The organism is Pectobacterium actinidiae, assembly GCF_000803315.1.
Lineage (GTDB): Bacteria > Pseudomonadota > Gammaproteobacteria > Enterobacterales > Enterobacteriaceae > Pectobacterium > Pectobacterium actinidiae.
This window is the reverse complement of the sequence record NZ_JRMH01000001.1, coordinates 3,820,833-3,834,949: the sequence shown is the minus strand read 5'-3', so window position 1 is coordinate 3,834,949 and position 14,117 is coordinate 3,820,833. Positions and strand designations below refer to the sequence as shown.

The 14,117-nt window shown below is 51.7% G+C and carries 11 protein-coding genes; 5 read left to right on the top strand and 6 right to left on the bottom strand.

Features of this window, described 5'->3' with window-relative positions; translation table 11 throughout:
* Window positions 1-114 precede the first annotated feature (114 nt).
* A complete protein-coding gene (locus tag KKH3_RS16495; protein ID WP_010681506.1) occupies window positions 115-1,155 on the top strand; it encodes a GMP reductase in 1,041 nt (346 codons plus the stop codon).
* Window positions 1,156-1,233: 78 nt separating this feature from the next.
* On the opposite strand, the gene hofC is transcribed toward KKH3_RS16495, so the two are convergent.
* From hofC to KKH3_RS16470, 5 genes are all read right to left on the bottom strand, one after another.
* Window positions 1,234-2,439 (bottom strand): protein transport protein HofC, encoded by a 1,206-nt coding sequence (hofC, locus tag KKH3_RS16490; protein WP_039361553.1) that lies wholly within the window; start codon window positions 2,437-2,439, stop codon window positions 1,234-1,236.
* Window positions 2,436-3,908 (bottom strand): type II secretion system protein GspE, encoded by a 1,473-nt coding sequence (gspE, locus tag KKH3_RS16485; RefSeq protein ID WP_039361550.1) that lies wholly within the window; start codon window positions 3,906-3,908, stop codon window positions 2,436-2,438. The genes hofC and gspE overlap by 4 nt, the downstream gene beginning before the upstream one ends.
* A gap of 2 nt (window positions 3,909-3,910) precedes the next feature.
* The gene (gene ppdD / locus KKH3_RS16480; protein WP_039361549.1) at window positions 3,911-4,357 is read right to left on the bottom strand and encodes a prepilin peptidase-dependent pilin; all 447 of its coding nucleotides are present in this window, start codon (window positions 4,355-4,357) and stop codon (window positions 3,911-3,913) included.
* Window positions 4,358-4,674: 317 nt separating this feature from the next.
* On the bottom strand, window positions 4,675-5,565 hold the full coding sequence (gene nadC, locus KKH3_RS16475) for a carboxylating nicotinate-nucleotide diphosphorylase (protein ID WP_039361547.1): 891 nt from the start codon (window positions 5,563-5,565) through the stop codon (window positions 4,675-4,677).
* Window positions 5,566-5,710: 145 nt separating this feature from the next.
* Window positions 5,711-6,571, bottom strand: a complete 861-nt coding sequence (locus KKH3_RS16470; protein ID WP_039361545.1) for a nucleoside-specific channel-forming protein Tsx — start codon at window positions 6,569-6,571, stop codon at window positions 5,711-5,713.
* A 416-nt stretch (window positions 6,572-6,987) separates the two neighbouring features.
* Here KKH3_RS16470 and ampD point away from each other — a divergent pair, with 416 nt between their 5' ends.
* Both ampD and ampE read left to right on the top strand, forming a co-directional pair.
* Entirely contained in the window at window positions 6,988-7,560 is a 573-nt protein-coding gene (ampD, locus tag KKH3_RS16465; RefSeq protein ID WP_039362552.1) for a 1,6-anhydro-N-acetylmuramyl-L-alanine amidase AmpD, read from the top strand.
* A complete protein-coding gene (gene ampE / locus KKH3_RS16460; RefSeq protein ID WP_039361543.1) occupies window positions 7,560-8,414 on the top strand; it encodes a beta-lactamase regulator AmpE in 855 nt (284 codons plus the stop codon). The genes ampD and ampE overlap by 1 nt, the downstream gene beginning before the upstream one ends.
* Window positions 8,415-8,492: 78 nt before the next feature.
* Here ampE and KKH3_RS16455 read toward each other — a convergent pair whose 3' ends face one another.
* Window positions 8,493-9,851 (bottom strand): amino acid permease, encoded by a 1,359-nt coding sequence (locus KKH3_RS16455; RefSeq protein WP_039361541.1) that lies wholly within the window; start codon window positions 9,849-9,851, stop codon window positions 8,493-8,495.
* 681 nt (window positions 9,852-10,532) lie between these two features.
* On the opposite strand from KKH3_RS16455, the gene pdhR reads away from it, so the two are divergent.
* On the top strand, window positions 10,533-11,297 hold the full coding sequence (pdhR, locus tag KKH3_RS16450; protein WP_010306328.1) for a pyruvate dehydrogenase complex transcriptional repressor PdhR: 765 nt from the start codon (window positions 10,533-10,535) through the stop codon (window positions 11,295-11,297).
* Window positions 11,298-11,439: 142 nt separating this feature from the next.
* Window positions 11,440-14,103, top strand: a complete 2,664-nt coding sequence (gene aceE, locus KKH3_RS16445) for a pyruvate dehydrogenase (acetyl-transferring), homodimeric type (protein ID WP_039361539.1) — start codon at window positions 11,440-11,442, stop codon at window positions 14,101-14,103.
* The last annotated feature ends 14 nt before the right edge of the window (window positions 14,104-14,117 follow it).

Here is a 14,117-nt window from a genome sequence, read left to right as displayed (position 1 = left end):
TGCCGCAGGATTATTCCTGCGTATGATAACGTCACTGGTAAAGGGCATTATTTTTTCACTCAGTAATAATCAATACTGAGCATTCCGCCGTCACTCACCAGGAACTCGAACCTCATGCGTATTGAAGAAGATTTAAAGTTAGGCTTTAAAGATGTTCTCATCCGGCCAAAGCGTTCGACGCTGAAAAGCCGCTCCGACGTTGAACTGGAACGCCAATTCACCTTCCTCCATGCCGGCGGCAACTGGTCCGGTGTACCGATTATCGCAGCCAATATGGATACCGTGGGTACGTTTAGTATGGCGGAGGTCCTGGCCTCTTTTGATGTTCTGACGGCGGTCCATAAACACTATTCTGTCGAGCAATGGTCTCAGTTTGTGCAACGCACACCGGCATCGGTATTGCGCCATGTGATGGTCTCGACCGGGACATCTGAGGCTGATTTCATCAAGTTAAAGCAAATTCTGGCGCTATCGCCTGAGCTGAAATTTATCTGTATCGATGTGGCCAATGGCTATTCTGAGCACTTTGTCACGTTCCTGCAAAAAGCGCGCGAGGCCTGCCCAGATAAGGTTATCTGTGCTGGAAACGTTGTGACTGGTGAAATGGTTGAGGAACTTATTCTTTCTGGCGCGGATATTGTTAAAGTCGGTATTGGCCCCGGTTCTGTCTGCACGACGCGCGTTAAAACGGGGGTCGGTTATCCTCAGCTCTCGGCGGTGATTGAATGCGCCGATGCAGCGCATGGTCTCGGTGGACAAATTGTGAGCGACGGCGGTTGCGCCATGCCAGGCGATGTAGCGAAAGCCTTTGGCGGCGGAGCCGATTTCGTCATGTTGGGCGGTATGTTGGCAGGACATGATGAATGTGAAGGAACCATCGTCGAAGAAAACGGTGAGAAAATGATGCTGTTCTACGGCATGAGTTCTGCATCCGCGATGGAGCGCCATGTCGGTGGCGTGGCGGAGTACCGGGCTGCGGAAGGAAAAACCGTGAAATTGCCTCTGCGTGGTCCGGTAGACAATACCGTGCGCGATATTCTTGGCGGCCTGCGTTCGGCCTGCACCTATGTCGGCGCATCCCGTTTGAAAGAACTGACGAAGCGTACGACGTTTATCCGCGTGGCCGAGCAGGAAAACCGTATTTTCAACGGGTAATTGCTGCTGTTTCGCGTCGTCTGTCTGCCGCTAACGGTGGCGGGTACGATGTAGCTTTTTGGTTCTGTATTGGTCGGTTCAGGCACCGGCCAATACATTCCCCAACTGAAAGATAGGCAAATACATGCCAATCACCAGCGCCCCGACCATTCCCCCGACGACCATCATCAACAACGGTTCCAGCGTTTGTGTCAACATGTCTGCCTGCTGCTGTACCCGACCCTCATGCCATTCTGCCAGTTGTGTAAAGATCGTATCCAATGCACCGGTTTCTTCCCCCACGCGAATTAACTGCGGACAAGGTGCGGGGAACAGCGAGGCGTGATGTTGTGTGGCATGGTACAGCGACGTGCCCTGATGCAGTTGCGTTTGTATTTGTTGAATCGCGGTCTGATAAAGCGGGTGACGGATCGTCGCGGCGGCATCGAGCCCTTCCGGGAGCGTCAAACCAGCATGTTGCGTCATGGCGAGGATATGGAATATCTGGTTCAGCGATTTACCGCGTAGCAGGCTAGATACGATAGGAAGCTTCAGCAGCCACTCCTGCTCTCGGATTTTCCATAATGGCCGTTTCTGCCTCAAGCGGGCGTAGCCCACTATCAGGCCACTGAGTACCAGCAACCCAATAAATCCGTAGTCAGTGACTATCTCTGCCAGATGCAGCAACTGCCGGGTAAACCACGGCAACGGTGTATCGAACGAGGAATAGAGCGTCGCAAACTCGGGCAGAACCAACGTCAACATCATCATGCTGACCACTATGGCAATGGCCAAAACAAAGCAGGGGTAGCGTAGTGCTTTGATGACTTTCTGTTGCAGTCTGGACTGTTTTTCTTGCTGCTGAGCGAGCTGTAGGCAGCATGCGTCTAACTTCCCAGTCAATTCGCCGACGGCAATGAGGGATTGATACAAAACGGGAAAGATATGGGGATATTCGTGTAATGCCTCAGACAGCGAGCTTCCCTGCGCAACATGGGTACGAACCTCCCGCAATATGCAGCGCCAGCCGGGGCGCTCGTGCTGTTCCGACACCAGTTTTAATGCTTCCAGCAGTGGCAATCCCGCTTGTAGCAGGGCAGCAAGCTGTTTGATTAACTCGCCTAGCTGCTCACGTTTCCAGTAGCGTAGCGACAGATAATCGCCGGCTTTTACAAGAAGCGGCTGGTAGCCCTGCGCAATCAGGCTGGCATAGGCGTACTGGCGGTGTGTGCTGATGAGTTCTCCATCGATAAATTCGCCCTCAGACGTGATGGCCTGCCAGTGGTATAAGCGCTGTAGCTTCATTGCGTCTCCTGGTTCATTGCGTGCTCATCGCCCACTACACGGTAGACTTCCTCAAGTGAGGTCAGGCCATCGTTGACCAACTCAAGCCCTGCGGCGAGCAAGGTTGGAAAACCTGAGTGGTGAGACAGTGTGGATAATTCCCCTGTGCTGGCGTTGCCCGCCAGTGCTGCCTGAAAATCTGGCGTGATGGGCAATAATTCATAGAGCGCGACGCGGCCATAGTAGCCAGAAAAACAGTGACTACAACCGTGGGCTTTCCAATGGTGCAGTGGCCCTTGCCATAGGTTGTTTGGCAGTGAAAGTAGCGGTTCTCCTGGGGTTTTACAGTGCGGGCATAGCCGACGTACAAGGCGTTGGGCAATGATGAGTTTTAGCGCCGCCGCTAACAGGTAACCGGGGATGCCTAGATGACTGAGGCGAGTTAACGTGTCTACGGCAGAGTTGGTATGCAGCGTGGACATAACCAGATGGCCAGTTTGTGCGGCTTTTACTGCAATTTCTGCGGTTTCGGCATCGCGTATTTCACCGATCATAATGATGTCAGGATCCTGTCGCAGCAGGGCTCGTAAAATTCGGCCAAATCCCAGTTCAGCTTTAGGATTGATTGCCGTTTGGTTAATTCCTTCCAGGGGAATTTCGACCGGATCTTCTACGCTACAGATATTGCGGCTGCACTCGTTTAGCCAGCGTATCGCACTGTAAAGCGTGACGGTTTTTCCACTGCCCGTTGGACCCGTGACTAACAGCATCCCCTGTGAGGCGCTCAGTACGCTAATCACCTGCTGTAATGACTTTGTGGTGAGGCCGAGTTTATCCAGTGCTAACTCCTGCTGGTGCGTTTGCAAGATACGCAGCACGACTTTTTCTCCTTGTTGTACGGGTAGGGTCGCAATGCGTAACGAATAGGCTTGTTGATCCAGCGTCAGGCTAAATTGACCGTCCTGCGGCAATCGCCGTTCGGCGATGTTCAACTTACCCATGATTTTCAGCCGTGCGGTAATACGGTTTGTCAGTTCGGGAGGCGGTGCGGATATGGCCTGTAGCACGCCGTCAATGCGCAGACGTACGCGATAGCTGTCCAGTAACGGCTCAAAGTGGATATCAGAAGCGCGTCGCTGAACGGCGAGACGCAGCGTTTGATGGATAAATTGTGCAACGGGGGAGTCATCGTCATGATCCTGCGGCCTGGTGCTGCTGTTATAAGTATTGGCATGGTAGGTTTCTGCGGGCTCGGCAACGGCGTTCAGCGGGTTAAGCTGTTGTTCCATTCTGGCCTGTGGCCATTGTTCCACCATAATTCGGCGATTGCTGGCGAAACGCAGCGCGGCAATCATTTCCGCAGAAGGGGAAGCCGTGACGGCGACCGACAGCGTTTGTTCATCGAGGCTGAGCAACAATGCCTGATACCGTCGGCACAGCGTCTGTAACTCGCTGAGCGTATGCTCGGAGGAAAAGGATGAGTCTGTCATGATTAGCCTGCCGTATTATCAAAACGGAAAACGTCCTGACAGGCGGATTGCAGGCTCTCTGTATTGTTATCCGTGGCACAGTTTTTCGTCCAGCGTGAAGCGCCGATTTCGGTATCCCATGTTGGTGTCAGAATCACGCGCAGACCTTGCAGCGTGGATTGTCCGGTTAGCGTAATCACTCCTTGAGTGACGCTAACGGCGCTGACATAGCGTGAAGATTTGCTACCCGGTATTCCCTGATTACCTGCATTGCAGGCCGTAAAAGCGGCATTTTCCAGACCACAGAGATCGACTGGCGTTTTATAAGACACCATCGTTTGCAGCATGTCCGTCAGCGCTGCTTTTTGCAGATAGCCTTGATAAGCCGGTACGCCAATAGCGCTGAGGATGGCGATGATCGCAATGACGATCATCAGCTCAATCAGCGTAAATCCTTGTTGTTTTGTCATGTTGATTTCCCTGTTGTTGCATATAAATTTTGTGGCGCATAAATGTTGCGTTACATAAATCCCTACGGATGGCTGGCAGCATAGAAAAGCGTATGAAGGCTGACGAGCAGGGAAAAGCGAAATAGGAAAGCGTCACGACATGTTTTTAGATATTTGCAGAGGATTGAAAGTTTTTTGCGAGTAGAGACGCAATTTCACGCTGTCGGGGCAGGATGTTCGTGTGGGATTGTCAGTCTATGGCGTTACGATGGTGTGCGAGAGGATGAGAGGTGTACGAGGTGCGTAATAGCACCTCGCAGGTAGAAATAGAGGAACGGTTAGACGAAGCGCATGGATAAATCCAGTGCCTGTACGTGCTTGGTTAACGCCCCGACTGAGATATAGTCCACGCCAGTTTCCGCATAGCCACGCAGCGTGTCGAGAGTGACATTGCCGGAGATTTCCAGCAGCGCATGGCCTTGTGCTACAGCAACGGCTTCTCGGATGTTATCGAGACTGAAATTATCCAGCATGATGATATCTGCGCCCGCTTCCAGCGCCTGATGTAACTCATCCAGCGATTCGACTTCAACTTCTACCGGAACATCGCTGCGTAAAGACTGCGCTTTTTCTACCGCATTTTTGATTGAGCCTGCGGCGATGATGTGGTTTTCCTTGATCAGGAAGGCGTCGGATAAACCGAGTCTGTGGTTGTCTCCGCCACCGCATGATACGGCGTATTTCAGTGCGGTTCTTAGCCCCGGTAGCGTCTTGCGCGTATCCAGCAGCCGAGTGCGCGTTCCCTGCAATACGGCAACATAACGGCTGACTTCGGTGGCGACGCCGGACAGCGTTTGCAGGAAATTCAGCGCAGTGCGTTCGCCCGTCAGGAGCTGTTTGGCTGGGCCTGTGATATCACACAGCGTTTGGTTGGGCGTGATGGCGTCGCCATCGGTAACGTGCCAGACGATCGTTGTCGTGCCGCCTAATTGAGAAAAGACTTCCTCAAGCCAGCGCGTGCCGCAGAATATACCCGCTTCGCGCGTGATAATGCGGGCGCTGACGGTCTCGTTGTCGGGTAGCAGAAGGGCGGTAATATCTTGATTAGCATCGACGATGCTGCCTAAATCTTCACGTAAGGCCAGTTGCACGCTAGCGGGGATATCTTGTGCAATACGAGCGAGTAAAGCTTTTTGGCGTTGTTCCTGACTGTAGCGACGCGTTGACATGACAAAACTCCGAAGGGGGATTCGGAGGTCTATGCTACCTTGTTTATATCGGGACATCCAGAATGAATAGTTATTATAATTCAATCCGTTACTGTTATTTACTTTCCGGCGAGCGATCTCCGATCGCCGGAAAGGGGATGCGATTTTAGAAGTTATAACCAACGACCAGGTAGTAGCCCCAGCCGGTAGATTTCACTTCAAACGGACCTTTGCCGAAATTGAGTTCTGCGCCATCAGCCCATTGGCCGCCGTTGTGGAAATAACGCGCAACGAAAGAGTAGTGCCAGTGGTCGTAGCCCAGCGCCAGAATATGGCTGGAGGCAATGGAGTTGTTAGTGCGGCTTGCATTCGATTTATCACGCAGTTCTGAGCCAAAGTCGAAATTGGTGAAGCTGATATACGAGACGTTGCCGCCCAGCATTGAGCCCAGTGGGTAAGAATATTTCACCTTTACACGGTAGCCATCCCACTCGTTTTCGTTCGCTGCGCCGTAGTTCTGCCATTGGTATTTGGCATAGCCGTTCACTGACAGGGACAGATCGGTGCCGGTATCAATATCAGTACCTAAGCCCATGTACCACGTGCTTTGGCGTGAACCGCTGTTGCGACCCTGATCGTAGATAACGTTATTGGCGATGTACCACTCTTTAAACGGGCCAAAACTGAGGTCAGCGCCCGTCAGCTTATCAATAGAGAAGCGTGGTTCGATCTCGACAAACAGCGGAGATCCTTTGTCCCAAATGCCACGGCTGTCGGGATCGCCACCAAAAAATTTAGGTGCATCGGCATAGCCGTAGAAATCGAACCAGTCTTTACGTGCAAACGCTTCGTATTCGAGGTAGGTGGTGCTGTTCAGTTGCGGTCCGAAACGGGTGTGGGCACTGCCGACGACGTTAATGCTCTGATGCCACCAGTCGGACAGGTATTCGGCTTTATTGCTGTCGGCAAGTGCAGGCATTGAGCATGACAGTGCAAGCAAGGCGCCTACAGCGAAAGTTTTTTTCATGTTAAGTACCATAGTGTTAGACGTTATGTACGTCGTACGTAAGACCGCAAAATAAGTTTTGGTAATATCTAAAAAAATCAGAAGATAATTTTGTCATGTATTTTAAGTAAAAATAGACGCAATGCACGAAAACGATTGCCTATTGTTGCGTCATTACATTTGTAATGTGACTTTTATCACATAATGATGTGGGAGATTTCACCTTACTAAAAAGGTATCGGATTGCATTCAGGCAGGGAAACGGCAGGAATATCACAAAACAAACGGTAAAATCTATTGATGCCCAGTTGAATAGATAGCATGACGTGAAACATGGTATCTTGGATACAAGGATTTTTGGCTACATGGTTTTTACGCCTGAAATTGATTTTTCGCCTGATTCAGCCGGCAAACGATACGATGCGAGGTTATCGCCGATGCTTTTGGAAAATGGCTGGTTATCCGACATTACACACACGCCTTCACCGCATTATGATGGCCGCCCGAATAATGAGGTGCCTTCCCTACTGGTGATCCACAATATTAGTTTGCCGCCCGGTGAGTTTGGCGGTCCCTATATTGACCAACTGTTTACGGCTACTTTGGATCCCTCGGTGCATCCCTATTTCGCCGATATTTCTCATTTACGCGTCGCGGCGCACTGTCTGATTCGCCGCGACGGGCAAACTACGCAGTATGTGTCTTTCGATCAGCGCGCCTGGCATGCTGGCGTTTCGGAGTTTGAAGGCCGGGAACGTTGTAATGATTTTTCTATCGGCATTGAGCTGGAAGGGACGGATACGCTGCCTTTTACCACAGAGCAATATCATTCTTTGGCTGCGATTACACGCCTGTTAATGCAGGCCTATCCCATTACGCCGTCGCGCATTACCGGACACAGCGACATCGCTCCGGGTCGTAAAACCGACCCCGGCCCGGCATTTGACTGGGACGGCTATCATCATCTGCTACAAGAAAACTGGACAGAGAACAAAGGGAGCCTGGATTAATGACGCTGTTTACACTGTTGCTTACGCTGGCATGGGAGCGCTTGTTCAAACAGGGCGAGCACTGGCAGATCGATCATCGGCTTGAGGTCGTGTTCCGGCACATGCCGTCTCCGTCTTTGTTGCAAACGCTGTTCCTCACGCTGTGTAGCATGGGCGTGGTGGCGGGCCTGCTGTGTCTCACAAGCGGCATTCTGTTTGGCCTGATTTCTCTTTTGCTGTGGATTATCATTAGCCTGATGTGCATTGGTGCGGGTGAAATCCGCCAGCACTATCGGCGCTATTTGCAGGCGGCACAGCGCGGCGAAGCCGATGCGAGTCGGGAAATGGCGGCAGAACTGGCGCTGATTCACGGTCTGCCCGTTGGCACAGGCGAAAGTGAGCAGTTGAAAGAGCTGCAAAACGCGCTGCTGTGGATAAATTTCCGCTTTTATTTAGCTCCGCTGTTCTGGTTCATCGCTGCCGGGCCATATGGGCCGATTGCGCTGACGGGGTATGCGTTTTTACGCGCCAGACAGACCTGGCTTGCCCGCCACCACACTCCGCTGGAGCGTGCACAATCAGGTGTTGATAGCTTATTGCATTGGCTTGACTGGATCCCTGCACGTTTAGCCGGTGCCGCATACGCCTTGCTGGGACACGGCGAAAAAGCGCTGCCAGCCTGGTTTGCCTCGCTGGGGGATTCCCGAAGCTCGCAATACTGGGTGTTAACGCAGTTGGCTCAGTTTTCTCTGGCGCGTGAATCCCATATCGAGCCTGTAGAGACGCCCAAAGCTGCTGTGACGCTGGCGAAAAAGGTGACGCTGGTGCTGGTGGTGGTGGTCGCACTCCTGACAATATATGGAGCGTTGGTTTGATGTTTCCCCCTTAGCCTGATGTGAAAATGGCCGACAGGGTCGGCCATTGAATCGAGGAAACACGGTTAACGCTGAGGCTTACTTCGCCTGATTTTTCTTTTTGATAAAGTATCCCACGCCCAGAATAACCAGCCAGACCGGAATCAGCATGACGGAAATTTGAATGCCCGGCGTCAGGAACATGATGACCAGTATACCCGCCAGGAACAGCAGGCAGAGGTAGTTACCCAGCGGATAAAGCAGCGCTTTAAACTTGGTCACCGTCCCTTCTTTGTCCTTTTGCGCACGGAATTTCAGGTGCGCCAGACTGATCATCGCCCAGTTAATCACGAGAGCAGACACGACCAGCGCCATCAATAGCTCGAACGCTTTGCCGGGAATGAGATAGTTGATCAGCACGCACAGTGCCGTTGCCAGCGCGGAGATGCCGATAGCAACAACGGGAACGCCACGGCCATCAACAGTTTTCAGTACTTTCGGCCCGTTACCCTGTTTCGCCAGACCGAACAGCATGCGGCTGTTGCAATAAACACAGCTGTTATAAACGGACAGCGCAGCGGTCAATACCACGATATTCAGCACCGTCGCCACGACGTTACTGTTCAGTTCATGGAAGATCATGACAAACGGGCTACCGCCTTCCACAACCTTGCCCCACGGGTACAGTGACAGCAGGATAGCGAGTGAACCGATATAGAAAATCAGGATACGGTAGATAACCTGATTGGTTGCACGTGGAATGCTTTTCTCTGGGTCATCCGCTTCTGCTGCGGTAATCCCCACCAGTTCCAGCCCGCCAAATGAGAACATGATAACGGCCATCGCCATCACCAGACCAAGCACGCCATTCGGGAAGAATCCGCCCTGCGCCCACAGGTTGGTCACGGTTGCTTCCGGCCCGCCCGTACCGCTGAGCAGCAGCCAGCCGCCGAAGACGATCATGCCAATAATCGCGGCGACTTTGATGATGGCAAACCAGAATTCCATCTCACCGTAGACTTTGACGTTCGCCAGATTGATGGCGTTAATCAGCAGGAAGAAGACAGCGGCGGACACCCAGGTCGGAATGTCTGGCCACCAGTACTGGACATAAATCCCCACAGCGCTGAGCTCGGCCATGGCGACCAGCACATACAGCACCCAGTAGTTCCATCCCGATGCAAAGCCCGCGAAATCGCCCCAGTATTTATAAGCAAAGTGGCTGAACGATCCGGCTACCGGTTCTTCGACCACCATCTCGCCCAGTTGGCGCATAATGAGAAACGCGATCAGCCCGCCAATTGCATAGCCTAACAGGACCGATGGCCCGGCCATTTTGATTGTCTGCGCAATACCAAGAAAGAGGCCAGTACCTACCGCGCCACCCAAGGCAATCAACTGAATATGACGGTTTTTCAAACCACGCTTTAGCGTGCCGTCCGTGTGTTGATTATCCATCAAATTTAACCCTCTGCCAGTGCAAGTAAAAAACACGGTGTGAACGAACACGCGTATTAGTGACTATACGTTTGTGTAATTTTATTTTTACGGGTTGGTGTTTCTTAAAATAAGAAAGCCGCTACCGTTTGGCAGAGAATAGTGATAAGTACGCCAGATTGCACTGATTTCTTATAATCTGATAATTAAAAACTATCGCCACATCAAAAATTTTACCTCTCCCTGATTAAGAACCTGATAACAAGAAATTGAGAGATGATTTTTAGGGGGGAAGGGAACTTGCTACCCCTTTAGGTTTACTCCTTTTTATTATCTCTTTATCCCCGCTGTAAAATGGTGTTTACCACGATAGAGATCTGCGAGTAATTACGCTTTCCTTGTGAGAATAAAAAACCTGATTTTTTGAATTAAAATTCACTATTTTCGTATTTAAACGGTTCAGCAACGCCTGCTTTACGTTTCAAAAAAGTTAAAATATAGACAGAGGGGATTAATGGTCATACCACAGGCGGGCTATCACTTTGCCGCAGGTTTCTCGTGCATTTGTTAAAATCTGGTGGGATTGGTGATTTAGCTCAAGGTCCTTATGGACAGAAGGTGAATACTTTGTTACTTTAGCGTCACGTTTTTTAAATTGGTATTACCAATTGACTCCGCGCCATTCGCAGAGAAGAATTCACTATGGCATACAGCAAGATCCGTCAGCCCAAACTGTCAGATGTGATTGAACAGCAGCTGGAGTTTCTGATTCTTGAGGGAACCTTGCGCCCCGGCGAGAAGCTCCCACCGGAGCGCGAACTGGCAAAACAGTTCGATGTTTCCCGCCCTTCTCTGAGAGAAGCCATTCAACGCCTGGAAGCCAAAGGTCTCCTTTTGCGCCGTCAGGGTGGTGGTACCTTCGTTCAAGCCAATCTATGGCAAAGCGTCAGCGATCCGCTGGCAGAATTACTGAGCACACATCCCGAATCACAGTTCGATCTTCTGGAAACGCGTCATGCGCTGGAAGGCATTGCTGCCTACTATGCTGCGTTGCGTGGCACAGAGTCGGATCTGCAACGTATCCGTGATTGTCATGCCGTGATTGAGAAGGCGAGGGAAGCGGGCGATCTGGACGCTGAGTCAGAAGCCGTTATGCAGTATCAGGTTGCTGTAACAGAAGCCACGCATAATGTGGTGTTGCTGCATTTGGTGCGTTGTATGGGGCCAATGCTCGAACAGAACGTGAGGCAGAATTTTGAGTTGCTTTATTTGAGCCGCGAAGTGTTGGCTCAGGTTAGCATTCATCGCGCCAGCATTTTTGAGGCGATTGTTGCCCGTGAGCCGGAAAAGGCGCGCGAAGCATCACACCGTCATCTGGCGTTTATTGAGGAAGTATTGCTGGATCTTAACCGGGAACATAGTCGGCGCGAGAGATCGCTGCGTCGGCTCCAGCAACGCAGGGATTGAGCACCCGCACTTTGGGGCTCTGAATGCGGTAATGACGACGATGAGCCTGTCTTCCTGCGTTTTTCTTAGGGTGAAACCTAAGTCAGAATGCAGGAAGACAGGCTCCAATAAACTAACTGATTAGAGAAGATAAGGAATAACCATGTCAGATCGTTTAAATAATGACGTGGATCCGATCGAAACCCGCGACTGGCTGCAGGCGATCGAATCGGTCATCCGTGAAGAGGGTGTTGAGCGCGCTCAGTTCCTGATAGATCAGGTTCTGAGTGAAGCCCGTAAAGGCGGCGTAAGTGTTGTTGCTGGTTTGGCGGCGCGTCAATACGTCAACACCATCGCAGTGGAAGACGAGCCGGAATACCCTGGTAATCTGGATCTGGAACGTCGTATTCGCTCAGCAATCCGCTGGAACGCGATCATGACGGTACTGCGCGCTTCTAAAAAAGATCTGGATCTGGGCGGCCACATGGCTTCTTTCCAGTCTTCCGCCACTTTCTACGAAGTGTGCTTTAACCACTTCTTCCGTGCTCGCACTGCGCAGGACGGCGGAGACCTGGTCTACTTCCAGGGCCATATTTCTCCGGGCGTTTACGCTCGTGCCTTCCTTGAAGGCCGCCTGACTGAAGATCAGATGAACAACTTCCGTCAGGAAGTTCACGGTAACGGTCTGTCTTCTTATCCGCACCCTAAACTGATGCCGGACTTCTGGCAGTTCCCGACCGTTTCTATGGGTCTGGGCCCAATCGGTGCCATCTACCAGGCTAAATTCCTGAAGTATCTGGAAAATCGTGGTCTGAAAGATACGTCTAAGCAAACCGTTTATGCCTTCCTGGGCGACGGTGAAATGGACGAGCCAGAATCCAAAGGCGCGATCACTATCGCGACCCGTGAAAAACTGGACAACCTGGTCTTCGTTATCAACTGTAACCTGCAACGTCTGGATGGTCCGGTTACGGGTAATGGTAAGATCATCAATGAGCTGGAAGGTATCTTCAGCGGCGCTGGCTGGGACGTGATCAAAGTCATGTGGGGCGACCGTTGGGACGAACTGCTGCGTAACGATACCAGCGGTAAACTGATCCAACTGATGGACGAAACCGTCGACGGCGACTACCAGACTTTCAAATCCAAAAACGGTGCCTATGTGCGTGAGCACTTCTTCGGTAAATACCCGGAGACGGCTGCACTGGTTAAAGACTGGAGCGACGATCAGATTTGGTCACTGAACCGTGGTGGTCACGATCCGAAGAAAGTCTACGCTGCACTGAAAAAAGCGCAGGACACCAAAGGTAAACCAACCGTTATTCTGGCGCATACCATTAAAGGTTATGGTATGGGCGACGCGGCTGAAGGTAAGAACATCGCTCACCAGGTTAAGAAAGTTAACATGGATGGCGTGCGTTACTTCCGCGACCGCTTCAACGTGCCGGTGTCGGATGACGACATCGAAAAACTGCCTTACATCACTTTCGATAAAGATTCTGCAGAGTACAAATACCTGCACGAACGCCGTCAGGCGCTGGGTGGCTACCTGCCATCTCGTCAGCCGAACTTTGATGAGAAGCTGGACCTGCCAACGCTGGAAGATTTCAGCACGCTGCTCGAAGAGCAGAACAAAGAAATCTCTACCACTATCGCGTTTGTACGTGCCCTGAACGTGATGCTGAAGAACCAATCTATCAAAGATCGTCTGGTTCCGATCATCGCCGACGAAGCGCGTACCTTCGGTATGGAAGGTCTGTTCCGCCAGATCGGTATTTATAGTCCGAAAGGCCAGCAGTACATCCCGCAGGACCGTGAGCAGGTTGCCTACTACAAAGAAGACCAGAAAGGTCAGATTCTGCAGGAAGGTATCAACGAGCTGGGCGCAGGTTCTTCCTGGCTGGCAGCGGCAACGTCTTACAGCACCAACAACCTGCCGATGATTCCGTTCTACATCTACTATTCCATGTTCGGTTTCCAACGTATCGGCGACCTGTGCTGGGCAGCGGGTGACCAACAGGCGCGTGGCTTCCTGATCGGTGGGACTTCAGGCCGTACGACGCTGAACGGCGAAGGTCTGCAACACGAAGATGGTCACAGCCACATTCAGTCTCTGACTATCCCGAACTGTATTTCTTACGATCCGGCATTTGCCTACGAAGTGGCTGTCATCATGCATGACGGTCTGCACCGCATGTATGGCGACGCGCAAGAAAACATTTACTACTACATCACCACGCTGAACGAAAACTACCACATGCCTGCGATGCCGCAGGGTGCGGAAGAAGGTATCCGTAAAGGTATCTACAAGCTGGAAACGGTTGAGGGTAGCAAAGGTAAAGTGCAGCTGCTGGGCTCAGGTTCTATCCTGCGTCACGTACGTGAAGCGGCTCAGATTCTGGCGACAGACTACGGCATCGGTTCTGACGTATTCAGCGTAACGTCCTTCACTGAACTGGCTCGTGATGGTCAGGATTGTGAGCGTTGGAACATGCTGCATCCGACCGAAGCGCCACGCGTCCCTTACGTAGCTCAGGTATTGAGCGATGCGCCAGCGGTTGCATCTACTGACTACATGAAGCTGTTTGCTGAGCAAATTCGTAACTTCGTCCCTGCTAGCGATTACCGCGTACTGGGTACTGACGGTTTCGGTCGTTCTGACAGCCGTGAGAACCTGCGTCACCACTTCGAAGTGGATGCGTCTTACGTCGTGGTTGCTGCTCTGGGTGAACTGGCTAAACGCGGTGAAATCGATAAGAAAGTGGTTGCAGATGCCATCACTAAATTCAACATCGATGCAGATAAAGTTAACCCGCGTCTGGCATAAGAGGTAAAGATTAC